25 protein-coding genes and 1 tRNA gene are annotated in these 24,109 nt (G+C 64.2%); 17 read left to right on the forward strand and 9 right to left on the reverse strand.

Going from position 1 to position 24,109, the window contains the following annotated elements:
* Positions 1 to 13 precede the first annotated feature (13 nt).
* The 3 genes from GY769_09230 to GY769_09240 are packed head-to-tail and all read left to right on the forward strand — an operon-like array spanning position 14 to position 4,437.
* On the forward strand, positions 14 to 2,410 hold the full coding sequence (locus GY769_09230; GenBank protein ID MCP4202104.1) for a hypothetical protein: 2,397 nt from the start codon (positions 14 to 16) through the stop codon (positions 2,408 to 2,410).
* A 3-nt stretch (positions 2,411 to 2,413) separates the two neighbouring features.
* Complete coding sequence (locus tag GY769_09235) at positions 2,414 to 3,937, forward strand: acetyl-CoA carboxylase biotin carboxylase subunit (protein MCP4202105.1); 1,524 nt, start codon at positions 2,414 to 2,416, stop codon at positions 3,935 to 3,937.
* Positions 3,892 to 4,437: a biotin/lipoyl-binding protein gene (locus GY769_09240; protein MCP4202106.1), complete on the forward strand. Its 546-nt coding sequence runs from the start codon at positions 3,892 to 3,894 to the stop codon at positions 4,435 to 4,437. The genes GY769_09235 and GY769_09240 overlap by 46 nt, the downstream gene beginning before the upstream one ends.
* 34 nt (positions 4,438 to 4,471) lie before the next feature.
* On the opposite strand, the gene waaF is transcribed toward GY769_09240, so the two are convergent.
* From waaF to GY769_09260, 4 genes are read right to left on the reverse strand one after another with little or no spacing between them, the layout of a single operon-like run.
* The gene (gene waaF, locus GY769_09245) at positions 4,472 to 5,482 is read right to left on the reverse strand and encodes a lipopolysaccharide heptosyltransferase II (protein ID MCP4202107.1); all 1,011 of its coding nucleotides are present in this window, start codon (positions 5,480 to 5,482) and stop codon (positions 4,472 to 4,474) included.
* Positions 5,479 to 6,321, reverse strand: a complete 843-nt coding sequence (locus GY769_09250; protein ID MCP4202108.1) for a lysophospholipid acyltransferase family protein — start codon at positions 6,319 to 6,321, stop codon at positions 5,479 to 5,481. Before GY769_09250 ends, waaF begins: the two co-directional genes overlap by 4 nt.
* Positions 6,318 to 7,361, reverse strand: coding sequence for a tetraacyldisaccharide 4'-kinase (gene lpxK / locus GY769_09255; GenBank protein ID MCP4202109.1), 1,044 nt, complete (start codon positions 7,359 to 7,361; stop codon positions 6,318 to 6,320). The genes GY769_09250 and lpxK overlap by 4 nt, the downstream gene beginning before the upstream one ends.
* Entirely contained in the window at positions 7,358 to 8,632 is a 1,275-nt protein-coding gene (locus tag GY769_09260; protein MCP4202110.1) for a 3-deoxy-D-manno-octulosonic acid transferase, read from the reverse strand. The genes lpxK and GY769_09260 overlap by 4 nt, the downstream gene beginning before the upstream one ends.
* A gap of 355 nt (positions 8,633 to 8,987) precedes the next feature.
* On the opposite strand from GY769_09260, the gene GY769_09265 reads away from it, so the two are divergent.
* Genes GY769_09265 through dut form a run of 14 tightly spaced genes read left to right on the forward strand, consistent with a single transcriptional unit; the run spans position 8,988 to position 21,291 of the window.
* On the forward strand, positions 8,988 to 9,617 hold the full coding sequence (locus GY769_09265; GenBank protein MCP4202111.1) for an RNA polymerase sigma factor: 630 nt from the start codon (positions 8,988 to 8,990) through the stop codon (positions 9,615 to 9,617).
* Entirely contained in the window at positions 9,614 to 10,195 is a 582-nt protein-coding gene (locus GY769_09270; protein ID MCP4202112.1) for a hypothetical protein, read from the forward strand. The genes GY769_09265 and GY769_09270 overlap by 4 nt, the downstream gene beginning before the upstream one ends.
* Complete coding sequence (locus tag GY769_09275) at positions 10,176 to 10,901, forward strand: hypothetical protein (GenBank protein MCP4202113.1); 726 nt, start codon at positions 10,176 to 10,178, stop codon at positions 10,899 to 10,901. Before GY769_09270 ends, GY769_09275 begins: the two co-directional genes overlap by 20 nt.
* Before the next feature lie 3 nt (positions 10,902 to 10,904).
* The gene (locus GY769_09280) at positions 10,905 to 12,131 is read left to right on the forward strand and encodes a type II secretion system F family protein (protein MCP4202114.1); all 1,227 of its coding nucleotides are present in this window, start codon (positions 10,905 to 10,907) and stop codon (positions 12,129 to 12,131) included.
* A 41-nt stretch (positions 12,132 to 12,172) separates the two neighbouring features.
* Positions 12,173 to 13,774: a type II/IV secretion system protein gene (locus GY769_09285; protein MCP4202115.1), complete on the forward strand. Its 1,602-nt coding sequence runs from the start codon at positions 12,173 to 12,175 to the stop codon at positions 13,772 to 13,774.
* Positions 13,743 to 14,705 carry a hypothetical protein gene (locus GY769_09290; GenBank protein MCP4202116.1) on the forward strand — a complete coding sequence of 321 codons (963 nt, stop codon included), beginning with the start codon at positions 13,743 to 13,745 and terminating at the stop codon, positions 14,703 to 14,705. Before GY769_09285 ends, GY769_09290 begins: the two co-directional genes overlap by 32 nt.
* Before the next feature lie 3 nt (positions 14,706 to 14,708).
* Positions 14,709 to 15,353: a hypothetical protein gene (locus tag GY769_09295; GenBank protein MCP4202117.1), complete on the forward strand. Its 645-nt coding sequence runs from the start codon at positions 14,709 to 14,711 to the stop codon at positions 15,351 to 15,353.
* Positions 15,350 to 15,943: a hypothetical protein gene (locus tag GY769_09300; GenBank protein MCP4202118.1), complete on the forward strand. Its 594-nt coding sequence runs from the start codon at positions 15,350 to 15,352 to the stop codon at positions 15,941 to 15,943. Before GY769_09295 ends, GY769_09300 begins: the two co-directional genes overlap by 4 nt.
* A gap of 2 nt (positions 15,944 to 15,945) precedes the next feature.
* Positions 15,946 to 16,506: a hypothetical protein gene (locus tag GY769_09305; GenBank protein MCP4202119.1), complete on the forward strand. Its 561-nt coding sequence runs from the start codon at positions 15,946 to 15,948 to the stop codon at positions 16,504 to 16,506.
* A 42-nt stretch (positions 16,507 to 16,548) separates the two neighbouring features.
* Positions 16,549 to 19,053 (forward strand): hypothetical protein, encoded by a 2,505-nt coding sequence (locus tag GY769_09310; GenBank protein MCP4202120.1) that lies wholly within the window; start codon positions 16,549 to 16,551, stop codon positions 19,051 to 19,053.
* Positions 19,053 to 19,523 carry a type II secretion system protein gene (locus GY769_09315; protein ID MCP4202121.1) on the forward strand — a complete coding sequence of 157 codons (471 nt, stop codon included), beginning with the start codon at positions 19,053 to 19,055 and terminating at the stop codon, positions 19,521 to 19,523. Before GY769_09310 ends, GY769_09315 begins: the two co-directional genes overlap by 1 nt.
* Positions 19,517 to 19,966 (forward strand): prepilin-type N-terminal cleavage/methylation domain-containing protein, encoded by a 450-nt coding sequence (locus GY769_09320; GenBank protein ID MCP4202122.1) that lies wholly within the window; start codon positions 19,517 to 19,519, stop codon positions 19,964 to 19,966. Before GY769_09315 ends, GY769_09320 begins: the two co-directional genes overlap by 7 nt.
* Positions 19,960 to 20,826, forward strand: a complete 867-nt coding sequence (locus tag GY769_09325) for a type II secretion system protein (protein MCP4202123.1) — start codon at positions 19,960 to 19,962, stop codon at positions 20,824 to 20,826. Before GY769_09320 ends, GY769_09325 begins: the two co-directional genes overlap by 7 nt.
* Before the next feature lie 9 nt (positions 20,827 to 20,835).
* Positions 20,836 to 21,291: a dUTP diphosphatase gene (gene dut / locus GY769_09330; protein MCP4202124.1), complete on the forward strand. Its 456-nt coding sequence runs from the start codon at positions 20,836 to 20,838 to the stop codon at positions 21,289 to 21,291.
* Between the two features lie 204 nt (positions 21,292 to 21,495).
* On the opposite strand, the gene GY769_09335 is transcribed toward dut, so the two are convergent.
* The 5 genes from GY769_09335 to GY769_09355 form a co-directional block, all read right to left on the reverse strand.
* On the reverse strand, positions 21,496 to 22,242 hold the full coding sequence (locus tag GY769_09335; GenBank protein MCP4202125.1) for an SDR family NAD(P)-dependent oxidoreductase: 747 nt from the start codon (positions 22,240 to 22,242) through the stop codon (positions 21,496 to 21,498).
* Positions 22,243 to 22,301: 59 nt separating this feature from the next.
* On the reverse strand, positions 22,302 to 22,988 hold the full coding sequence (gene nth / locus GY769_09340; GenBank protein MCP4202126.1) for an endonuclease III: 687 nt from the start codon (positions 22,986 to 22,988) through the stop codon (positions 22,302 to 22,304).
* The gene (locus GY769_09345) at positions 22,985 to 23,329 is read right to left on the reverse strand and encodes a phage holin family protein (GenBank protein MCP4202127.1); all 345 of its coding nucleotides are present in this window, start codon (positions 23,327 to 23,329) and stop codon (positions 22,985 to 22,987) included. The genes nth and GY769_09345 overlap by 4 nt, the downstream gene beginning before the upstream one ends.
* A 2-nt stretch (positions 23,330 to 23,331) precedes the next feature.
* Positions 23,332 to 23,937 carry a hypothetical protein gene (locus GY769_09350; protein ID MCP4202128.1) on the reverse strand — a complete coding sequence of 202 codons (606 nt, stop codon included), beginning with the start codon at positions 23,935 to 23,937 and terminating at the stop codon, positions 23,332 to 23,334.
* Between the two features lie 65 nt (positions 23,938 to 24,002).
* A tRNA-Met gene (locus tag GY769_09355) sits at positions 24,003 to 24,079 on the reverse strand.
* Positions 24,080 to 24,109: the final 30 nt, after the last annotated feature.

Here is a 24,109-nt window from a genome sequence, read left to right on the forward strand (position 1 = left end):
GCGGAGATCCACGGTGCTTGACGCTTCGGAGCGCCCGGTTTCAGGCGGGGGGATCAGCCCGCGCCGGTTCGCTCTCCTCTACGTTCTTCCCACGTTCCTCCTGTTGCTCCTCGCGGTCTGGCCGGTAGTCGCCGGGCTCGAGACTTTCTTCTTTCGAGATGTCTTCAACACGCATCTCGAGATGAAGTGGTGGCAGGCCGAAGCGATGAAGGACGGTTTCATGCCGCTGGTGGATCCCTATCGCTCCGGGGGGCAGCCTCATACCGGAAACCCGAACACGGTGGCGCTCTATCCGAGCAATTTGCTCTATCTGTTCACGCCCCTGCTTTGGGCGTTCAATGCCCACTTCTGGCTGCACTTGCTGCTGGCTCCGGTCGGGGCATTCTGGCTGGGGAGGCGGCTGGGTCTCGGGCGCGGAGGAGCCTGGGCCGCCGGGGTCTTCTTCGGCGCGAGCGGGTATCTGCTTTCGAACTTGAACCTCTACAACCTGGTGGCCGGTGCCGTCCTGATTCCTCCTTTCACGGCCTCGATTCTGAGCTTGTGCTCGAATCCGGGCCGAAACTGGCGGCTCGCTGTTGTGGCGGTCCTGTGGTGTCTGCTGATTCTGGCGGGCGACCCGATGACCGCCGCTATCGGTTTCGGAATCGGGGTTTCGGCGCTCTGGATGGCTCGTCCGAACCGGCGCGGTTTGGCCGGACTCGCGCTGGCGCTCGCCGCCGGAACCCTTCTTGCGGCGCCTCTCTGGATCGAGTTCGTGCGTATCGTGGGCCTGTCCTTTCGCGGCCACTGGGGCTATTCGCCGGCCGGTGCGACCGAGGCGAGCTGGCATCCCGCGGCGATCGCCGAGTGGTTCATACCCTTCGCCTACGGGCGCCCGGATCTGACATTCTGGGGGCATCGCTTCTATTCCGGAGCTCAGCCGCTCTTTTACTCGTTCTATCCGGGCCTTCTGGCGATCGTGTGCTTCCTTTTGGGGCTGTTCACGGGTCGTCGGTTTCGGCTCTGGGCGCTTGCCCTGATCGGACTGGGCCTCTTTCTGGCTCTCGGCGGGCACAATCCGGTCGTGGCCTGGCTGCTGAGCCTGCCCGGGCTGAGTGTCTTGCGCCTGCCGGTCAAGTTCTGGCCGCTGGTCGCGGTGCCGGCCGCGATGGTGGCGGGCCTTGGATTCGATCGCTGCCTGGCCGCCGGGGGCGCCGGCCGACTGCGCCGGGCGTCCCTGGCCCTGGCGGCCGCCTATTTGATTGCCTGGCTTCTGGCGACCCAGGTCGGCGCGAGTGTCGAAAGCGTCTTCTCGAGTTGGATGCCGGCCGGTTTCGCCAGCGCCGGCCTGGCCGCACCCGAGCGGTTGCGCTGGGCCGGCCTTTCGCTCCAGTTCGCCGGCCTCGCCGTGGCCGTCGCACTCGCTACGCTCGTACGCCCTCGGGTCTTCAGGACTCTGGGTCCGGCGCTGTTGATCGTTCATCTGGCGGTGCAACTGGCGCTGCTGCGGCCCTTGTATCGAGCCGAGCCGGTGAGCCTGTATCGAACGGCGCCAAGCGCTAGCGTTGCGATCCCGCCCGAGTCGGTCGCCGCCCACGGTGCGGCCGGGGGCCTTTTCGGCAAGCCGCCGATTCCGATCGCCGAGTATCCGGATCCGGATCCGCGCTGGCTGCAGCGGCAGATTCACAATGAGTCCTACCCCTATGTAGGCATGATGCAGCGGCGCCGGTTCGAGTTCGCGCTCTCGCCCGAGGGGCTCGATTCCTTTCTCACCCGGGCCACCACGGAGGCCTTCGCTATGCTTCCGGACGAGCAGCGCATTCGGCTCTTGGAAGCGTCCGGTGTGGAGTGGCTTTACATGAAACGTGAACTGGGTGTGAGCGAAGGCGTCGAGTTGGCCGGGCGCTTTGCCTCGCAGGGTGCCGACCTGCTGCTCTATCGGCTGACCGGTGCCGCGGCCCCGGCCCAGTTTGTCAGCGAGTTCGTGTATTCCAGTAACTTGAACGATGCGCTCACGACCTTGACCTCTCCCGGATTTCGACCGCGCGAACAGGTTGTGATCGCGGGTTCCGGGTCTGCCGGCTCGGGGATGACGGGCACGGTCGAGGAGGTTACGTCGCGCAATCCCGAAGCCCGGGCCTGGAGAGTCGAGGCCGAGGGATTCGGCGCGCTCGTCATTCAGAGGACCTATCTGCCGACCTATCGCGTGGAGGTGGACGGAGAAGAGATCACACCCTGGGTGGCCAACATGCATCGCATCGCTGTGCCCGTCGAGGCCGGCGACCATGTCGTTCGATTGTGGCCGAGCCGGCTCGCGTTTCGTCTGTCGGTCGCCGTGGCCCTGTTGACGGCGGTCGGTCTTGTCCTCTACGTTTCAGGTGCGCACAGAAAGCGCCCGGGCTCGGAAGCATTCGGGTTAGCAGACGTCTGATTCATGACGCAGTCCAAGTTCTCCAAGATCCTGATCGCGAATCGCGGTGAAATCGCGGTACGCGTGATTCGAGCGGCGCGAGACCTCGGGATTACCAGCGCGGTGGTCTTTTCCGACCCCGATCGCGAAGCTCTACCGGTTCTCCTGGCCGACGAGGCCCACAACGTGGGAGGAGCGGCGTCTACCGAGAGTTACCTCAAGGCGGAAAGGATCGCCGACCTGGCAGTGACGATCGGCGCGGATGCCGTCCATCCCGGCTACGGCTTTCTGGCCGAAAACGCGGACTTCGCTCGGCTGTGTGCCGAGCGCGGAGTTGCGTTTATCGGCCCGCCGCCGGAGGCGATGGCCCGGATGGGCTCCAAGCTCGAGAGCCGGCGCCTGATGCGCGAAGCCGGTGTCGCGATCGTCCCGGGAGGTGAGCTCCCGCTGGAAACGACTCGGGACGCCGCGGCCGCTGCGGCCGAGATCGGCTATCCGGTGATGCTCAAGGCCTCGGCCGGTGGCGGCGGCAAGGGCATGCGACTGGTCCATAGCGCTGGTGAGCTCGAAAGCGCCTACCGCGCCGCCCGGTCCGAGGCGGCCGCTAGTTTCGGAGAGGATGCCGTTTACCTGGAGAAGTACATCGAACAACCTCGCCACGTCGAGATCCAGGTCATGGCCGATCACCACGGTAAAGTGGTCTCGCTCGGAGAGCGAGAGTGCTCACTCCAGCGACGCCACCAGAAGGTGCTGGAAGAGGCACCCTCGCCGGTAGTCAATGAAGACCTGCGGGTACGGATGGGTGCCGCGGCGGTGACCGCGGCCGAGGCCGTCGGCTACACCAACGCCGGCACCGTCGAGTTCCTGCTGTCGAGAGATCGGAGTTTCTACTTTCTGGAAATGAACACACGGCTGCAGGTGGAGCATCCGGTGACCGAGATGGTGACCGGTCTCGATCTGGTGATCACCCAGATCCGCGTCGCCCAGGGCGAGCCGCTCGGGCCGGAGTTCGACAACATCGAACGCTACGGCCACGCGATCGAAGTTCGCCTCTATGCCGAAGATGCGTTTCACAACTTCATCCCTTCGCCCGGCCGTCTCACCCGACTGCGTCTTCCCGAGGGACCGGGGATCCGCAACGACTGCGGGGTCAGTGAAGGCTCAGAGGTCACCATCCACTATGATCCGATGCTGGGCAAGCTGATAGCGTTCGGTGCCGATCGCGAGGCCGCGATCCGGCGTCTCGGTCGCGCGCTGGCCGAGCTACGGATCGAAGGGGTCAAGACCAATGTGCCCCTGTTCGTCTCGCTGCTCGAGGACCCGGATTTTCTCTCCGGAGAGCTCGATATCGGTATGCTGGACCGGAAGCTCGCGTCCGGCGAACTCACGCCGGGGAACTCGACCGGAGCCGAGGATCTCGCCGTCATGGTGGCGGCGCTCGAGTATGCGGAGCGGCACGCCCGCCGGGCGGCCAGGCCGATGCAGGACGGTCGACGCCATTCATGGCGCGAGACAGGACGCCGGGAAGCGGTCGGGAGAAAAACGTGAAGCTCGTAATCAGACATCGAGATCGGGATCGTGTGGTGCGCGTAGACCGCGATGGATCTCGAGCGCGAGTGGAGCTCGAGGGGCGATCGATCGAGTTGGATATCCGCTCGCCCGGGGGGAACGTTCGCTCGATTCTGTGGGACGGCGATCATCACGATGTCGCCGTGTGGCACCTGGGGGAGGATCGCTTCGAGGTTGCGGGCGAGTTCGGAAGCGAGATCGTGCAGGTCCTCGATCCTTTGGCTCATCTGGCCGCCACCTCACACGACGCCCAGGCGGGGCCCGCGAGTCAGCAGGTCGTTGCCTACATGCCGGGACGGGTCGTAGAGGTTTTGGTGAAAGAAGGTGATTCGGTGGCGACCGGACAGGGCGTTCTCGTGCTCGAGGCGATGAAGATGGAGAACGAGATCCAATCCGAGCGCGCCGGCACGGTGCGAAAGATCCTGGTGGCCGCGGGCGAGGCCGTCGAGGGTGGCGATCCGCTCTACGAGATCGAGTAGGACCGGTTTCTCTGCGAATGCAGGTGAGGTGCGGCTAGCCGAGGATCTCGACCAGGGTGTCGATAACCCGGGTAACCGAAAGATCCCGCATGCATCGCTGGTGGAGCAGTGGGCAGCGCTTCTTGAAGCACGGGGAACACCATCGGTGGTTGTAGAGCACGCGGTGCCGGTCGCCGGCGGGAGCGGTTCGAGTGGGGTTGGTGGGCCCGAAGAGCGCCACGCATGCCGTACCGGTGGCGGCCGCGACGTGCATCGGGCCGGAGTCGTTGGTGATCAGAACGTCGAGTCGCGCCAGCACGGCGGCTAGTTCGGCGAGGTTCAGCCTGGGACCGACCACCGGAACCACGGTGGTCGAGTTGCGCTGAATCTCAGCGGCCAGGGGCTCTTCTCCGGGCCCCGCGATCAGCACCGTCTGGAGCGGCGCTCGCTCACCGAGCTCGCGGAGGAGCTCGGCGAAGCAGCTGGAGGGCCAGCGTTTGCTGGGACCGAACTCGGCTCCGGGAAAGACGCCCACCGTCTTGAGGTCCTCTTCGCTTCGAACGCCGGCATCCCGCAAGGCGGCGCGGCCGGAATCGAGTAGTGAGGCGCTGAGATCCAGCCGCGGCGGACCGGTGGGGATCGGCGCTCCGAGTCGCTCGAGCAACGCGTCGTAGTCGTTCAGCTGGTGGCGTAGTCCCGCCGGGCGTTTCACCGGCGGTTCCAGCAAGCCACTGCGTAGGTCGCCGCGGTAGCCCCAGCGTACGGGAATACCGGCTCGAAATGCCAGCCAGGCACTGCGAAAGGAGTTCGGCAAGATGACGGCCTCTTCGAATCCGAGCTCTCTCAGGACATGAATGGTTTGGCGATCGGATCGCGCCCGCACCACGATCCGGTCGACGGCCGAAACGGTTTCGAGCAGCGGCTTCAGATGCGGCCTCGCCAACACGGTCAACGATCGGCCCGTGGCACTCAGGGCGTCGAGCATGGGGATCGCCATGACGCTGTCGCCGACCCAGTTGGGCGCGACTACCAGCGTCTTTGAGGACAGTGTCTGGGTGGGCTTCAATGGCGTCTCCAGCGATCGTGCATCCAGAGCCACTGGCCGAGCTCCCGCCGGATCGCGAGCTCGGTGGCCTGTGTGTAGCGCGCCGTGAGGGTTACGACTTCCGAGGCGTCGGGCTTGGAGCGACTCGCCGACGTCGGGCGGATCGGAGCGTGGGCGACGATTCGGTAGCGGCCACCCGGAAGCCGGTAGGCGAAGAGTGGCAGCACGGGGGCGCCGCTCCGCAAAGAGATCTGTGCGGGTAGCGGGCTGGTCCACGACTCGCGCCCGAAGAATGGGACCTGCACACCTTGAAACGGGTGCACGCGCTGATCGATCAGAATCGCCACGCGCTCGCCTCCTTCCAGAGCCCTCAGCATGCCCCGTGCGGCATGACGTTTTGGCAGCGATCGATTCCCGAAGCGCTCGCGCGTCCTGCGCACTCTCCTGTCGACCGCAGAATGCGTAAACGGGCGGGCAACGACGTGCATGGGCCCGCGGTAGAGAGCCACCACCGGACCGATCACTTCGTGGACGCCGAGATGGGCGGTCAGCACGATGACGCCTCGTTTCTCGGATTCGGCCTCCTCGAAGTAGTGCCAGTTCTCGAAGCTCAACAACCGGCAGATTCTTTCGGCACTCAGGCGCGCAAGCGACACCGACTCGAAGATCGAGGCTCCGAAGTGGCGAAACGAGCGCCGCGCGGTTGGCTCGAGCTCGCTCGCGGTGCACTCGGGGAACGCCAACGACAGATTTCGGCGGGTGACCCGGCGCCTCGAAGCGGCGGCTGCGAACAACAGGGCGCCAGCCAGGTCGCCGAAGCGCCCGAGCCACAGATGCGACGCCCGCGCTGCTCGGCTCATGTCAGCCGCTCCAGCTCGCGATCGAGCCAGACCCAGAAGGCGCCTTCCGGCTCGGCCCGGATCGGCAAGTGCGCCAAGGGGCTTTCGAGACGTCCGAGAAGCTTGACGTAGTCTTTGGTCGTGGTGAGGATCCAGTCGGCGGCGGACTCACGCGCGGCGCGCTCGATCCTGGCGAGGTCGACCTCCCGGTAGGCGTGGTGATCGCCGAATTCGAGCACTCCCTTGACCTCATTTGGGAGTCGGGCGACGCTTTCCGCGAAACGCACCGGGTGGGCGATTCCGGTGACCAGGAAAACCGAAGCGTCCGGAGGCAGGGGCTCGCGCCGCTCAGTGGTGGCGCCGAGCTCGCTGGTGCGGCTCGAGAAGCCGGGACCGCGGAAGCCGTAGGCGGCCAGCGCCCGAGCGAGTTGCTCGCCGCTGCCGGCGCCCGAATCCAGCTCCTCGATGCCTGAGAGAATGACGGCGGAGGCGCGCTCAGCCGATGCCAGGGGCTCCCGGAGCCGGCCGGAAGGGGGCAGCCGTCCGCCAGCGAAAGGGTCCCGTGCGGGGAAGACCAGGATGTCGAGCTCGCGCTGCAGGCGCAGGTGCGAAAAGCCGTCGTCCAGCACGAAACAGTCAGGTGGCGCCGGCAGCCGCTCGATCGCGTGCCGGCCGGCCAAGTAGCGGTCTCGACCGACGATGACCGCCACTCCCGGCAGCTCGGCGGCCAAGGCGACCGGCTCGTCGCCGGCCACCCGCGGCCCCAGCAGGGGACCGCCTCCGGTGCTCACCAGATGCACCCCGGTTCCCCGTCTACCGTAGCCACGCGATAGCACCGCAACCTGCCTTCCGCTCTCGGCGATGTGTCGCGCGACGGCGGCGGTCAGAGGAGTTTTGCCGGTTCCACCCCAATGAAGGTTGCCGACGCTGATTACCGGCACCGGGAGTCTCGATGACCTCGATCGATACCAGCGGCGGCGCAAACTATGGGCCGCGTTGTAGAGGAGCTGCCAGGGGGACCGAGGAGGGGCCGGCGCGACCAGCGGAGCGTCGTTGCTCATGTCGACGCGACCTGGCCCAGGTGCCGTTCGAGAAAGCTCCGGGTCTTGGTGAGAGCTCCCTGGTTGCTCTCGAATACAATCGCGGCACGCCGGCCCAGGGCGGCGGCGGCCTCCGGATCTCGAAGCCAACCATCCCAGACCGCCGCCAGATCGCCGGCGTTGCGGACCCGGTTCCAGGCACGGTCGTCATCGAAGCGGGCCTCGATCTCCTTGAAGTTGTGCATCGAGGGCCCGGCCGCGATGGGTACGCCGTGACAGGCGGCCTCGATCGGGTTGTGGCCCCCCGTCGGCACCAGCGTGCCGCCGATGAAAGCGCCCGCGCTCAGGCCGTAGACAGCCGCCAGTTCGCCCAGGCTGTCGAGTACCAGAACGTCGACCCTGGGACTCGTTTCCTTCTCGGTGTCGAGGGTTGCGAGGTCCAGTTGCGACCGCTGCCGGAGACGGAGCCCGGTCTTGGCGAGTCTCGCGACGACGCGGGGCCAGCGCTCGGGATGGCGAGGGGCGAGCACCAGGAGGGCGCGGTCACCGTCCCCCAACCGCTCGAAGGCCTCGACGACCTGCTCCTCCTCGCCGCGCATCGTGGAGCCCGCCACCAGGATCGGGCGGCCTCGCGCCAGCCGAACGATCGCCTTTTCGAGCTCGGGTATCTCGGCCGGGCGCCCGGTTTCGAATTTCAGGTTGCCGGTCACGGTGATTCGGTCCGCTTCGACCCCCAGCTCCAAGAGCCTGCGACCGTCGAGTTCGGTTTGAACGGCGAAGGCGGTGATCGGTTCGAGAACCGGTGCCAGGAACCGGTTTAGGAATCGCATTCTCCTGAAGCTTCTATCGCTGATCCGGGCGTTCACGACCACGGCAGGGATTCCCCGTCGTCGGACTTCTCGCAGGACGAGTGGCCAGAGATCGCCCTCGCAGAGAATGAGTCCGGCGGGCTGGAGCCGGTCGAAGAATCGACGGACCGCTAAACCGATTTCGAAGGGCAGATAGGTCACGAAAGCACCTGGAAATCGGCTCCGGGCCCGCTCCTGGCCGCTGGGAGTCACCGTAGTCAGGACCAGTGGCCGGCTCTCGGGGAGAATCGGCGCCAGACTCGCGGCGACGCTGACCTCTCCCACCGAAACCGCATGCACCCAGAGAGTCGTTTCGGGCGCGATCGGGACATGGCCCAGTCTCGGAGACAGAGTCGCCAGATAGTGACGGCCGCGCCTCAACAGCAGCCACGGGCCGGCGACAATGGCGAGCAGGACGTACAGAAGCTGATAGAGAAGCCACATGCTTAGCCTGGACTATTCACCAGAATTCTACTGTGGAGGCGCAAGTCATTGAATCTCCGTCGTTGCGCTCCGTCGGCCTCCTCAACGTAGCTATGGCTACGCCTGCGGAGGCCTCGGTCGCGACGCCTTGTGTCTTCAACAATCTGCGCCCCCTCGCTACGAATCCTCGTGAATAGTCCAGGCTGGGTTTGCGCGCTCTTTTGGAGTGGGTCAACCGTCGAGCCGCGACCACGACCAGTTGCGCGCCGAGCCAGTCTGATTCGGCAGTATAATTGCTTGTTGGACCGAACTTGGCGAGAGACGCTCCAAGCCTAGACAAGTCAAGTTCGTCTTTCGTACTAAGTAACGGATTGGAATGCCTTACCTGGTCCCCAGACACTCGACCGAGGCCGAAAGCGCCGCGCTCACGGACAGTGAGCTGCTGGCGGCGACCGGCCGGGGTGATCAGCAGGCCTTTGCCGAGCTCGTTGATCGCAAGACCGAGCCGTTGCTCCACCTGGCGTTTCGCATCGTCGGCGACCGCGAGGAGGCGAAGGATCTAGTGCAACTCGCTTTCTTGCGTGCCTGGGAGCACCGCGAGCGCTATGACCCGCGTTGGAGCGCGAATACCTGGCTGTACCGCATAACAACCAACCTGGGCATCGACTACATTCGGGCGCGAAGCACCCGTCGCCGGAAGACCGAGCCGGTGCGCCACCATCTGCGCGCGGTGCACAGCAAGCCCGAGGCCGGCTTCGAGTCGATGATGGCCAGCGAAACCCTGGCAATCCTGAGGGATCTGGCCAGCGACCTCAGCGCTCGACAGAGCAAGGCCTTTCTACTGCGGGAGGTGGAGGGATTGAGCTCGAAGGAGGTCGCCGAGGTCCTGGAGTGCAGCGAATCGACGGTCAGAAACCACCTGTTCGCGGCGCGCGTGAAGCTCCGGCGTGAACTGAGCCGGCGCTTTCCCGAGTATGCCGCGTTGGCGCGGGATGGCCGCCGGTGAGCTGCGAACTCTGGGACGAGCTGGCCTCCCACGGCGAGCGCCTCTTGCAGGAGGGCTCGCCCGAGCGTTCGCGAGCCGAGCGCCACTTTGCCCGCTGTTCCACCTGTGCCGAGCGGGCGTTTCTGCTCGACCCGAGTTGGGCCGTCAGGCGCCTGGATCGGTCAGGCGAGTTGCACCAGCTGGAGAGGCCGAGCTTTGGAGAAGACGAGATCGCGGAGCTCAAACGAGACGTGCTCGAGGCGGGGCGGATCCGAGACGTTGAGAGTATGGTTCGTTCCCATCGGCGATTCGCTCGAGTCGCGGTGGCCGCGGCCCTGTTCGCGGTAGTCGTCGCCGGAGGCGCGCTGATGCGAACCGCGGGCGATCTTCGGGCGCCGTCCAGCTCTCGATCCACGAGCTTCACCGCCGAGACGATCGCGCCTCCCCGCTCGTCGCAGCCCCTTCCGGCCTCCGGCGCATCGATCTATCTGTCGCTCCCGTCGGTCGGTTCACTGGCGCCATCCGCCGCTCGCGTCTACGATCTCGGCCAGGAAGACTTCGCCCTGGTAATGGTTGTCCATGAGACGCTGGACCTTTAGTAGGAGCTGCTGGCTTGCCGGCCTGGTTCTCGCTTGCCTGGGCCCGCTGGCGGCCGGAGGGCAGGTAGAGGAAGCCGCCTCGGGAGAGCTGGTCGCATATGCCTACAACCTGCAACATCGGGGTGCCTCCGAGGCGTTGGAGCTGGTTCTGCCCCTCTTGTCGAGCCGTGGCGCCGTGGAGCTGCAGCCTGGAGGCAACGCGTTGGTCGTTCGTGACACCGCGCAGGTCCTGCAGAGGATCCGGCCGCGGCTGCGCGCCTTCGATCATCCCTTCGAGCCACTGCGCCTCAGGGTCCAGATCATTCGAGCCGAGCGAAGCGGTGTGGCCTCCGGTCCTGAACCCGAGCTCCCCGCCGGCGTCATGGCCCGGCTCCGCGAGCTCCTCAAGTATGAGAGTTACTCGCTGCTCGCGGGATCGGAGCTCTCGATCGAAGACGGGATGGCTGTGGTCCAGGATGTCGGCGACGAATATCGGGTTGATTTCCGGCTTCGCCACCTGCTGTCCGACGCGCGCGCGTCACTCGAGGGTTTTCGGCTCTCTCGGGGCGCAAATGAAGAGTTCGAGGCGCTGATTCACGCCAATCTCAACCTCGATCTCGACAAACCCATGGTTCTGGGACTGGCGCCGAGCGAGGGCAGCGACTCGGCGCTTATGTTGGTGATCGAAAGCCTGCCGGTGCGAACGGCCAAGGTCGCGGAAGAATAGCGGATGCAGTTCGTTTGCACAGTGGGGAAAACCGACGGGCGTATCGTCGAGGAATCCCATGATGGCCGCTCGGAGGCCGCGGTACGGGCGGAGCTCGAGCGTCGTGGTCATCACGTTCTCAAGATCCGACGTCGGGGGTTGCCGGTCATCTCGCCGCTGGCGTGGTCGTCCAATGGCCGGCGCGCCAAGAAGGTACCGGATCAGGCGCTGCTCTTGTTCAATCAGGAGTTCGCAGCACTGCTTCGATCGGGGTTACCGGTCTTGCAGGGGCTCGGCCTCATGGCCGACCGCCAGCGTGATCCGGTCTTCAAGGAGATCTTGGAAGACGTTGTGCGCAAGGTCCAGAACGGATCCGAGCTCTCCGCGGCGTTCGCTCACCACGGCGAGTCGCTGCCGCAGCTCTTTCCGGCGACCCTGAAGGCCGGTGAGCGGAGCGGGGAGCTCGAATCGGTGATAAGGCGGTTCGTGCGCTACATGAAGCTGATCACCGAGGCCCGCCGCAAAGTGGTGTCGGCACTCGTCTATCCGGCCGTCCTCGTGGGTCTTTCGCTTCTCTTGATCGCGGTGATGGCGGTTTACGTGGTACCCAAGTTCACCGAGTTCTTCTCCGCGCTCGATACCGAGCTGCCGCTGCTGACGCGAATGACCCTCAGTTTTTCACGCTTCATGAGCAACAACTGGTTGGTTCTGCTGGCCGGAACCACCATCGTCGTGGTGGTGGTGGGCAGAGTGTCACGCTCGCCGGCCGGAGGGCGTGTCTTCGATCGCTTGAAGCTCAAGGTGCCGATTTTGGGCTCGATCTTCCGGCGACTCGCGATGTCCGAGTTCTCCCGATCCCTGTCAACGCTCCTGGCCGGGGGGATTCCAGTGGTTCCGGCCCTGGAGGACTCGGTATCGGCGGTCGGCAACGCTTACATTCGGCGGGTGCTCGAGCCCATGATCCCGAAAGTGCGCGAGGGCGTGGCGCTCTATTCGGCGCTGGAAGCGAGCGGTGAAAGTCCTGAGATTGTGGTCGAAATGACCAAGGTCGGCGAGGAGACCGGCAGTCTGGACTTGATGCTGGGCAACGCCTCGGACTTCTTGGACGAAGAGGTGGATACCCTGCTACAGCGGATCCTGGTACTGGTTGAACCGATCATGCTCGTGTTGATGGGCACCATCGTGGCCACCCTTCTGGTGTCTGTCTATTTGCCACTCTTCAGTATGCTGAGCCAGGTCGGACCGAGATAGGACCCGGGGGAAAGATGGAAGAGACAGTTTTTGCCGAAACGATGGCGACGGCGCCGGCGGAGCGAGAGCAGTATGAGAAGCGGGCAGCCGAGCTCGCCAGACGCCACGATCTCGAGTTCGTGGCCCATGATCGCTTTACCGTCGACAACGACCTCTTCCGGTCGATCCCCTTCGAGGTGATGCTTCGCTACGGCTTCATCCCGGAGAGCCAGGTCGACGGCCGGATCACGATCGTGGTCGCCGATCCAACGGACGTGACTCGTCTCGACGAGATCGAGCTGCTGCTCGGTTCGCCGATCGACGTCAAGGTCGGAGCCGGTGCCGCGATTGAGGACGTGCTCCAGAAATCGGAGAGCGCCCAGAGAGTCCTGGACGAGGCCACCGAGGACTTTCGCTTGCAGCTGGTGCAGGACGACGGCGACAGCGGCGAGGTGCTGTCGATCGACCGAATCTCGGCCGATACCAGTCCGATCATCAAGCTCGTCGATTCGACGGTTCTCAACGCCATTCAGCGGCGCGCCAGCGACATCCACATCGAGACGCGCGAGAGCGAAGTGGTCATCAAGTACCGGATTGACGGAGTCCTCTACCAGGCGATGGAGCCGATCGACAAGCGGCACCACCAGACCGTCATCAGCCGCATCAAAGTCATGTCCGAGCTCGACATCGCTGAAAAGAGGGTTCCCCAGGACGGCCGGTTCAAGCTTCGTTTCAAGGGACGAACGATCGACTTCCGTGTCTCGATCATGCCCTCGGTGCATGGCGAGGACTGCGTCATCAGGATTCTGGACAAGGAGTCGATCAACAAGGAGTTTCGCAACCTGCGACTCCCGGTTCTCGGGTTCGACGAAGCCACGATTCGCAAGGTCCGCAAGTTCATCCGGGAGCCCTACGGCATGGTGTTGGTGACCGGTCCGACCGGCTCCGGTAAGACCACCACGTTGTACGCGTGTCTGTCCGAGATTCAATCGACCGAGGACAAGATCGTCACGATCGAAGACCCAGTGGAGTATCAGCTCAAGGGCATCACGCAGATTCCGGTCAATGAGAAGAAGGGACTCACCTTTGCCCGTGGCCTGCGCTCGATTCTGAGACACGATCCCGACAAGATCATGGTTGGTGAGATCCGAGATGAGGAAACCGCCCAGATCGCCGTACAATCCGCTCTCACCGGTCATCTGGTGTTCACAACCGTGCACGCCAACAACGTCGTCGACGTCCTGGGTCGGTTCCTCAACATGCAAGTCGATCTCTACAACTTCGTATCGGCGCTGAACTGTGTACTGGCGCAGCGGCTTGTGCGCAAGATCTGCAATCACTGCAAGGTGCCGGTGGAAGTTTCCCCTGAGCTGCTCGAGGAAAGCGGCATCGAGGCGGCTTCGGTTGCCGATCGGAAGTTCTACGAAGGCGCAGGCTGTGTCGAGTGCGGTGGCACCGGCTTCCACGGCCGCACGGCCATTTCCGAGCTTCTCGATCTGTCCGATCGGATCCGGGAGCTGATCTTGGAAAGGCGGCCGGCCTCCGAGATCAAGCGTGCCGCGAAAGAAGAAGGTATGTTTTTCCTGCGTGAATCGGCGCTGTCCGAGGTTTTCAGAGGAGTCACGACGCTTCGTGAAGTCAACAAAGTTACCTTTGTGGAGTAGGCAGCTTCTGGGACTGAACGCGGTCCGCGTTCCCCCCCACGTCTTTTCGATCGCCGAGGGCAGCCTTAGCTACCTCAGCCTGGCCGAAGAGGGCGAGCTCTACTGCCGAGAGTCTCTGCGCGCGGAGCTCGGGGAGGATTGCTTTCAGGCCGGACCGCTCGGCGGCCGGCTGCGCGACGTCGAAGGCTTCACGCGAGTGCTTGACGAGTTGCTCGGCAGAATGGTCAGCCGGCCGAGCGAGGCTTCACTGGTGGTTCCCGACAATTGGTTGCGCCTGACCTTCGTCGACGTGGACGAGTGGCCGCGGCGTCGAGGCGATCAACACGAGATCTTGAGTTTCAAGCTCGGCCGGATCGTCCCGTTTCGGGTCCAGGAGCTGAGGTTCAGAGCCCAGCGAGTACCCGCAATTACGGCCGGCAGCGACCATCGCTTCCTGGTGGGCTTTGGCGTCGAGTCGGCGTTCGAGCAGTTGGAGGATGTCTTCGAGGATCGTGGCATTCGAATCGGCGATCTCTCGAATGCCAGCCTGTCGCTGCTTCAGGCCTTCAAGGGAGGCCTGGAGTCGGCGCCTCTGGGCGGACTGGTGTCCGTGGACGAAGATCGCTATGCGTTGATGGTGACGCAGCAGGGTTCGCCGATTCTGTACCGAGGCAAGGCCCACGCACGGGGCGAGTCTCTGGAGCTGGTCGCCCGCGAGCTGCGTCTCACCAAGAGCTTCATGCAACAACGCTTGGAGCCCGGCATTCTGAGCGAACTTGTGCTGGTCGCTTCCGAGGCTCGAGAAGATCCCTGGCGCTCTTTGCTGGAAGATGTATTCGAAGTTCCGGTCGCCTCGCTGTCGCGAGAATGGCCTACCATTCCGGGCCTTCAGAACCTCACCAGCCAGGCTGCCGCTCCACTGCTCGGAGCGGCTCTTCGGGAGGTTGCCTGATCGATGAGCCTGAACCTGTCGCGAAAACCGTTCGTGAACCGGCGTCCGGTTCGCAGAGCCGGTTATCTTCTGTGGACTCTGGGGCTCGTCCTCGCGGTGGTCAACGGCTTTCTCTACTGGAACCACCTGTCCGGTCAAGGCGTCACCGAGACCGGCCTGCAGGATGTGATCGGCCAGCTGGAAGAGGAATCGGAGCTGCTCGCTCGGGCTCAGGAGCAACTCGCGGGGTTTGAAACGGCCGAGCTGAACCGCAAGATCGAGTTCGTCAACCTACGAATCCAGCAGCGCACGTTCTCCTGGAGTCAGCTCTTCGACGTGCTCGCGGCGACGCTGCCCGACGACGTCCGGTTGTCGAGTCTGTCCCCGAAGTTCGAGGACGCCGCTAGGCGAGGTCGGCGCGGCGCCGTCGGCTCGCGCTCCGATGAGGTACGCCTCGGGATCCACGGCGAAGCCAAGTCCTCGGAGACACTGCTCGAGTTCCTGGATCGGCTGTTCGCCCACGTCGCTTTCGACGATCCCGATCTGCATCGGGAACAGGTCCGACCGGACGACCAAGTGATCGACTTCTCGATCTCGACCAACTACTTGCCGACCGCCGTCGACTCGACCGCGGCGAACGGCGACGAGGCCGAGGAGGTGAGCGAGTGACCTCCCTGGCTTGGAAACAGCACCTCCGGCTTTGGCTGCCGCCGGCTGTCTTTTTCGTCTTGATGGTGGCTTTCTTGAGTGTTTTCGCCCTCAAGTTCGCCGACGAGGCGCAGGTGGCTCGGAGCCGTCTCGCGAAGCGTACCGAGGAGCTCAACGCGATTCGCGCACAGCGGGTGCGCGCGGAGAGCGTCGTCGAGCAGATTCGGGCGAGTGAAGAAGGACTAGCGGATTTCTACGGCCGACGTCTGTCATCTGAGAGTCAGGCTCTGACCAGAATCCTCGCCGAGGTCAAAGATCTCTGCGGTCGCGCCGGCATCCCGCCCGCTTCCTTGAGCTACGAAAGGCAAACGCTGAAGGGCCAGGACGTGTCTCGTCGCACGATTACCTTTGCGGTCGACGGCAGCTACGCACAGCTGCGCCAGTTGATCAACTTCATCGAGCTTTCGGATTCCTTTCTGATCCTGGATCAGGTCGGACTGCGAGGCAACGACATCGAGGGAACCCCACTCCGTATCAACTTGAGGCTCTCGACCTTGTTCACCGCGGACGCGAATCTGGTAACGGCGGATCTACAGGACCTGGAGAGCTGAGGGTGGATCGCCAAAAGACACTCTTGATCGTGCTGGCGGTGGTCGCTCTCATGGTCACCCTGAGGGCGGTGTGGCCGTGGTTGTCGAGACTGGATGATTCCGTGGGTGTGGCCTCCTTCGGCCGGTCCGGCGACGATCCCGGAGCCGTGGTGGCTGGACTGACGCCGCTGCGACTGGCGGATCTAGAGCTCAAACCCGGTGAGTACCACCCGGGAAGAGATCCGTTCCGGTTTGCGGCCAAGCCGCCGCCGCCGCCACCACCGCCGCCACCGGCGGTGAAACCGCCGCCACGCAAGCAGCCCCGGCCGCAGCCCGCAGGGGCCAATCGGGGCAAACCTCCGGCCCCCAAACCGCCGCCGGTCGACGTCAAATACCTGGGCAGCTTCGGTCCGGCGAGAGGGAAAATTGCTGTTTTTGGGGACGGAACGGACATCTATAACGTACGCAAGGGAGGTATCCTCAAGGAGCACTTCCTGGTGGAGAGCATCAACTACGAATCGGCCGATCTGAAGTACGTCAATTTCCCCAAGCTGCCGCCGCAACGGCTGGCGGCGGGGGAATAGTCTGGGTGCCGCTCGAGTGAGAGAAAAACGAGGTCTAAATTCATGAAACGGCGATCACTTCTCATCAGCGGCCTGCTGCTCCTGGTGCTGATGGCCTGTACGGCCAACCGGGCCTACCGCCTGGCCCAAGCGGCCGAACAGCAGGGGGATTGGGACCAGGCCGTTCTCCACTATCTCGAGCTGCTGGATCAAGCTCCGGATCGTGTCTCCTACAGAACAGGTTTGTTGAGGGCCAAGATCCGGGCTTCTCAGCAGCATTTCGAGCGCGGCAAGAAGTTCCAGGAAGCCAACGCGATCGAGCGGGCTCTGGCCGAGTTTCAGCAAGCGGTTCAGCTCGACCCATCGAATCAATACGCAATGGTGGAGCTCGAGAAGCTGCGTGATCAGCTACTCAGAGCGGACGAAAGCTCTTACGTCGACTCGCTTCAGGATCTGAAAGAGAAGAACCGCGGCTCGCGACCGCAACCCCCCATCCTGAGCCCCCGGTCGACGGAGCCGATTTCGCTCGAGTTTCCCAAGGCGGTGTCGGTTTTCGACATCTACAAGGCCATGGGCACGGCCTTCGGTATCAACATCCTCTTCGACCCGAAGCTGCGGGATCAGCAGATTGCGATCGAGCTCAGGGATGTCGTGGCGCAGGATGCGCTCGAGATCCTGATGCGCACCGCGAATCACTTCTACAAGGTGCTCGACGAGCAGTCGATCATCGTCGCCGAAGACTCGCCTCAAAACCGGCGCAACTACGAAGACCTCGTCATTCAAACGTTCTTCCTGTCGAATGCCGAGGTCAAAGACGTCATGACCATGCTTCGGAGCCTGGTCGGAGCCAAGAACGTCGCCGCCAACGATCAGCTCAACGCGATCATCCTCCGCGACACGGCCGATAAGGTCAAAGTGGCCGAGCGCATCATTCACACCAACGACAAAGCCCGTGGAGAGGTCGTCATCGACGTCGAGCTGCTGCAGGTCAACGGCACCAAGATCCGTGATTTGGGTGTCGAGCTGTCGCAGAACTTCGTGGTCCAGTCGTTCGATTCGGGCGGCGCCAGTCCGGGCAGCGTGCGCGTCTCGGACGTCGAGTTCATCAACCAGGGCAACTGGTTCGTGACGATCCCGAACATCACCTACAACTTCCTCAAGAACAGCACCGACGCCGAGTTGCTGGCGAGCCCCCAGATCCGGATCAGCGACGGCGAGCAGGCGACCCTTCATATCGGCGATCGAATCCCGATTCCGGTGACTTCCTTCAACACCTCGCAGACCGTGGGCGGCAACATCGTTCCCCTGACGTCGTTTCAGTACCAGGACATCGGCATTCGACTCGACCTCGAGCCCCGGATCCATCACAACAAGGAGATCTCGCTGCAGCTGCAGGTCGAGGTCAGCGACCTGAGTGGGTTCGTCGAGGGTTCCGGCGGTCAGAATCAGCCGATCATCGGGACTCGGACCATCGAGTCGACCATCCGGCTGAAGAACGGCGAGACCAACTTCCTCGCCGGCTTGATCCGGACCGGTGAAACCACCACCGAGTCCGGGGTGCCCGGGCTATCGGATATTCCGGTTCTGGGCCGGCTCTTCTCCAACAAAAGAACCGAGCGCAATCGCACGGATCTGGTGTTGACTCTGACGCCTCACATCATTCGTACCCCCGACATCACCGAAGAGGATCTGCTGCCGATCTGGGTCGGCACCGAGGCCAACATCACCTTCCGGGGCGGCAGCCCCCGGGTCGAGTCCGAGGTCGAGGGTCCCTTCGACGAGGGTTCCGGCAGCGACGCCGAGCGAATTCGCGAAATGATCCGGCGCCGAATCCAGAACTTGCCGCGCGGCCTGCAGCGTAACGGTCAAGAGGAGGCGCAAGAGGAGGAGACTCCCACGGGAATCGATTTGGCGCCTTCGGCGGCGCCGGGCGACGTCTTCGGGCGCGAACCTGACGAAGGTGACGATAACGATGGCGACGGCGATGGCGGCAACCTGGCCGATCGATCGTTGATCATCGTACCGGGTGGATTCACCGAGGTATCCGACGACGGAGCCGATTCGGTCTTGCGAAGTGTGGCGGTGGAGCGGGAGCCCGAGGTCGAGCCTCTGGGCGGTGGCCTGCGGATGATCCTCGAACCGGCGCTCATCAATGTCGAGGTGGGCGAGGTCTTCGAGGTCGATGTTCTGGTCGATGCGGCCGAAGCGGTGGCTCACCTTCCGTTGACGCTGGCCTTCGATCCGTCGGTGATCGAGTTCGAGCGTCTCAGGCCGGGTGATTTCCTCGGAGGCCCGGAAGCCGCCGAGGTGGTCGTCGACTCCGCCTCACCGGGTAGGGTCGTGATCGGAGCCAGCCGCCTGGGCCGATCGGACGGCGTAAGCGGCAGTGGCTCCGTAGCTACCGCCTTGTTTCGCGCCAAGAGACCCGGCGAGACCGAGCTCAGCTTTGCTCGAGCCCGCGCGCTCGCGGCCGATCTCGAGACGGTAGCGCCATTCGAAACCTGGCAAGCTCTAGCGGTCGTCCATTCCGCCGGGGAGGGTCCCGACACAACCTCCGAAAGGCGGTGATGATTCGGGTGCGACGCGCGGCCGCCGGCGGGTTTACTCTCGCGGAGATGGTGATGGTGGCGGCGATTATGGCCATTCTGGCCAGCATCGCCCTGCCATTGGGCAAGCATGCGATGAAACGCCAGAAGGAAATGGAGCTACGGACCAACCTGCGGATCCTCCGCAACGCGATCGACGAGTTCAAGCGCTTCAGTGACGGCGGACTGATCCCGGTGGAGCTCGGTACCGACGGCTACCCGGAAGACATCGAGGTCCTGATCGAGGGAGTCGACCTGGTCGGGCAGATCGACAGGCGATTCCGGTTTCTTCGCAGGATACCGAGAGATCCTATGACCGGAGAGGCCGAATGGGGCAAGCGCAGCTTTCAGGATGATTGGGATTCGAACTCATGGGGTGGTGAGAATCTCTTCGATGTCTACTCTCTCAGTGAAGGAACGGGGCTCAACGGGATCCCGTACGCGGAATGGTAGGAATCCGCTGTGCGCCTGGGAGGCGTCGCCGCTCGAGCACGAACGGCTTTACGCTGCTCGAGCTCATCGTGGTAATTGCGATCATCGGGATCCTGGCGACAATGGCCATGCCGGCGATGAAGAACACTCCCGTGCGCGCTCGCGAGGCGGTACTCAAGAACAACCTCCACGCGATTCGAGACGTCATCGATCAGTACCACGCCGACAAGGGTTTCTATCCGCCGACCCTCGAAGCACTGGTCGAAGAGGGGTACTTCCGCAAAGTGCCGCGTGACCCGATGACGCGCAGCACCGAAACCTGGGTTCTCGAGTACGACACTCCGGATCCCGATCTCGAGCCCGCCGAGACCGATTTTTCAGAGGACGGAGCCCCGGGCGTGATCGACGTTCGATCGGGCTCTCCGAAAAGCGGCCTCGACGGCGAGCCCTACAGCGAATGGTAGCCACCGGCGCGCGGCCGCTCCGGAGGCGATCGGACCTCCGACGCCGGCAGGCGGGCTACAACCTAGTGGCCCTCATGGTAATCGTCGCGGTGGTCAACATCGCGATTGCGGCTTCTCTTCCGATGTGGAGCAAGGTGATTCAGCGCGACAAGGAGAGTGTGCTTGTCTTTCGCGGGCTCCAGTACGCCGAAGCGATTCGGGTCTTTCAGAAGCGGACCGGTCGATTCCCGACGCGTCTCGAAGAACTGATCGAGATCGAGCCACGCTGCATTCGCCAACTCTGGCTCGATCCCATGAATGAAGAGCCGGAATGGGGCCTGGTTCTCGCCGGGGCCGAGGGACTCGACCCCGGGCTTCAGTCCCAAACTGACGCCGGTCTTGGTACCAACAGAGAGCGAAGCAGCCTGCGGGAGGAACGACGACGGCGACGGGACCAACGAGATCGTGAAAGAGACCGCCGACGGCAGGGGCGGCAAGCCCCGGAAGAGACCATTTCCCCGCGCCAGCGGATCGAAGATCGCGGTGGCGGTCGGCGAGGAGTCCCTCGTGCCGGCGAGCAGGTCACGCGAGGACCAATCATAGGCGTGCACAGTCTCAGCGAGGGCACCGCGATCCGGTCGTTCGAGGGCGGGACGTCCTATAAGGACTGGAAGTTCACCACCGAGCTGCTGCCGCAGTTCGGAGTCGAGAACGCCGGCGAGAACGTGCCTCGGCTGCACAGTAATTGGATCGGCCGCGCCTACCCAGCGGGGGCGGAACCTGTCACCGAAGGTGGAATGCCGGATAGTCCGCTCGATCGGAAAGACGACAGCCGATCGAGGAATCGACGCAACCGGAGAAACGACCGTGAGCGTCGCTGAGGCGGGTCGATGGGCTTGACCGTGCGCGTTCAGAGACTGGCGCATGGCCGGGGCCTCGAGCTGCCGCGCGCCGCATCCGTGGGGAGTGCCGGCGTGGACCTGCGCGCCGCGATCGAAGAGGGCGATCGGCTCGTGCTCGCGCCTGGCGAGCGAGTGGCGATACCTACCGGCCTGGCGCTCGAGATTCCCGTCGGCTGGGAAGGGCAGGTGAGACCGCGCAGTGGACTGGCCGCGCGTCACGGGTTGGCGCTGGTCAACGCACCCGGCACGATCGACAGCGACTATCGTGGCGAGGTCAGCGTGCTGGTAATCAACCTGGGCCAGGAAGCCGTGAGTCTTCATCGGGGCCAGCGCATCGCCCAGCTGGTGATCGCTCCCTGCTCGAGGGTCAACCTGGTCGAGGTGGATTCGCTCGAGCCGAGCGATCGAGGCAGCGGTGGCTTCGGCTCGACGGGCGAACGGTAGCGGTCGACCTCCGCCTGCCCTCGAGCGAAGCGAAGGGTCTCGACCGTCTTGTGCGTCGCCGAGGGCACCTCGATCTACGGACCCGATAGAGGCCGCCGGTGTCGCCTCTCCGCGAGCGAAGAGAGGCTCGCTCCGAGGCGCACGCGGCTGGCCTTCAGCCGCGAATTGCCCTTGAGCGAAGCGAAGGTCCTCGACCGGGGGCCTTCAGTCTTTCCTGCGGTGGACCGCGGTGGAGGTCGCCTGATCCACGGGGCGTACGACGATCTCGTCGATGTTGACGTGAGCCGGCCGCGTTACGGCGAACAGAACGCACTGCGCGACGTCTTCGGCCACTAGTGGGGTCAGACCCCGGTAGACCGCGTCCGCTCGATCTCGATCGCCATAGAAGCGATTGATCGAGAACTCGGTCTCGACCATGCCGGGAGCGATCTCGGTCAGACGGATCGGCTCGCCCAGCAGCTCGAGGCGTAAGGTCCTCGTGACCGCGCGCAGCGCGTGTTTGCTCGAGGTGTAACCGGCGCCGCCGGGATAGGTCTCGAATCCCGCGGTCGAGCCGAGCATCAAGATATGCGCACTCGGCGAGCGCCGGAGCGCCGGCAGCAGCGCGCGAGTCAGGCGCGCGACTCCCAGAACGTTGGTTTGCCACATCCGGATCCAGTCCTCGTCGGATCCGGATTCCACCGGATCGAGACCCAGGGCGCCGCCGGCGTTGTTGACCAGGACGTCGATCGCAGCCGGGCACTGCGCGGCGAAAGCTTCGATGCTCTTCGGATCGACGACATCGAGCCGGATCGCCCGGCCGCCGATCTCGGCGGCAATCTTCTCCAGCCGGCTTTCACGGCGGGCCGCCAGGATCACGTCGAAACCGGCTTTTGCCAGCGTGACCGCGCTGGCTCGGCCGATGCCGGAGCTGGCCCCGGTGACCACCGCTGTGGGTCTGGAATCGTTCATGCCCGGCTCCTTTGGCTCTTCTGGGCTTCCCTGGACTCCCCTGGACTCCCCTGGCTCCACTAAACCTCGGCCGAAGGGCAGAGGTCGACCAGAACGCACTCGGCGCAGTCCGGCCTGCGCGAGTGGCAGACCTGACGGCCGTGGAAGATGAGGAGATGGGCCCATAGGGTCCAGGCGGCCTGGGGCACGACCTCCATCAGGTCGCTTTCGACCTTGACCGCGTCGTTGTTGTCGGTCAACCCAAGACGTCGGGACAGCCGGCCGACGTGGGTGTCGACGACCACGCCCTCGTCGATGCCGAAGGCGTTGCCCAGAACGACGTTGGCCGTTTTGCGCCCGACTCCCGGTAGTCTGATTAGTTCCTTGAGCGTGCGGGGTACGCGCCCGCGGTGTTCCTCGACCAGGGCCTGTCCGAGCCCCTTGAGCGACTTGGCCTTGTTGCGAAAGAAGCCGGTCGAGCGGATCATCTCTTCGAGCTCGGCTAGCGGGGTATCGGCGTAGTCCACGGCCTTCGGGTACTTCTTGAACAGCGCCGGGGTGACCTGGTTGACTCGCTTGTCGGTGCACTGAGCCGAGAGGATGGTCGCCACCAGTAGCTGGAGCGCGCTTCGGTGCCGCAGAGCGCAGCGGGCATCGGGGTACTCCTCCCGGAGCCGCTCCAGGATCTCCTCGGTCCGCCGTTTTCTGGCCGGCCGACTCTCGCGCTTGGCGCGCCCGGGCGTCGGTCGAGCTCGCCGCGCGCTCATTCGGGGGTGAAGGCTCGCACCAGCCAGTTGAAGATCCCGAGCACGAGCCCGCCGAGAATGGCCGGCAGGCAGCCGTCGATCTCGAGCCCCGAGAGCAGGCCCGAGGCGACGAGGAGCATGAGTCCGTTGATCACCAGAAAGAAGAGACCCAAGGTCAGGACGATGAGCGGCAGCGAAAGGAGCGTGACCAGCGGCTTGACCAGGAGATTCAGAGCTCCGATGACCAGTCCGGTCAGGAGCAGGTACAAGATGTCGCCGGAGTAGTGAATCCCGGGCACCAGGTAGGCCGCGACCACGACCCCGAGTCCGTTGAGGGCGATCTGTGCGAGGGCCCGGATCATGGCTAGTTGACCCCCGCCGCGGTGTCGTCCGGGGTCCATGAGGGCAGCGTGCTCGGATCGACTCCCGCCGCCTTCAGAGCCAGCGGCCAGGCCGATCCGGGGTCGCTGGAGAAGAGAAGCTCGTCCAGAACGGGTCCGACGATCCAGTCGTTGCGCAGAATCTCTTCCATGAGCTGGCCGGCGCCCCACCCGGCATAGCCCAGATAGAGCCGCAGACCGTCCGGAGGATTCCTTGCAAGGCGTGCCAGGTCGCCGACATGCTGAGTCATGCACAGGCCCGGAAGCACACAGGTCGTGGTCTCGTCGCCGCTGGCGTCATCCGGCTGGGCGCCTTCGTCGCCGAACAGGACCGTGCCCAGTTGAGGTTGCACCGGGCCACCCAGAAAGGCGCAAAGCGTAGGGTCACCGGTCCACTCGATTGCGAGGCCCTCCAGGATCTCGGCAACCGAGACCGTGGTCGGGCGGTTGAGGTTGAAACCGAAGCTGCCCTCGTCGTCATGGTGAAGCAACAGCACCACGCTCTTGTTGAAAAACGGGTCCAGCACCTGGGGGGTTGCCATCAGCAGGAGCGGTGCGTCGAGCTCCTGTTTCTGTCGCTCGGTCACCATCGAGGAGATCTTATCTCGCGAAAAACAAAACAGGTCGCTTCGAGAAGCGACCTGTTGAATCGACTTGGTTGCGGGGGCAGGATTTGAACCTGCGACCTTTGGGTTATGAGCCCAACGAGCTACCAGACTGCTCCACCCCGCGTCACCGTCCCCGTTGCCGGGGCCGAGAATC

The sequence above is a fragment of the bacterium genome (genome assembly GCA_024224155.1).
Classification (GTDB): Bacteria; Acidobacteriota; Thermoanaerobaculia; order Multivoradales; family JAHEKO01; genus CALZIK01.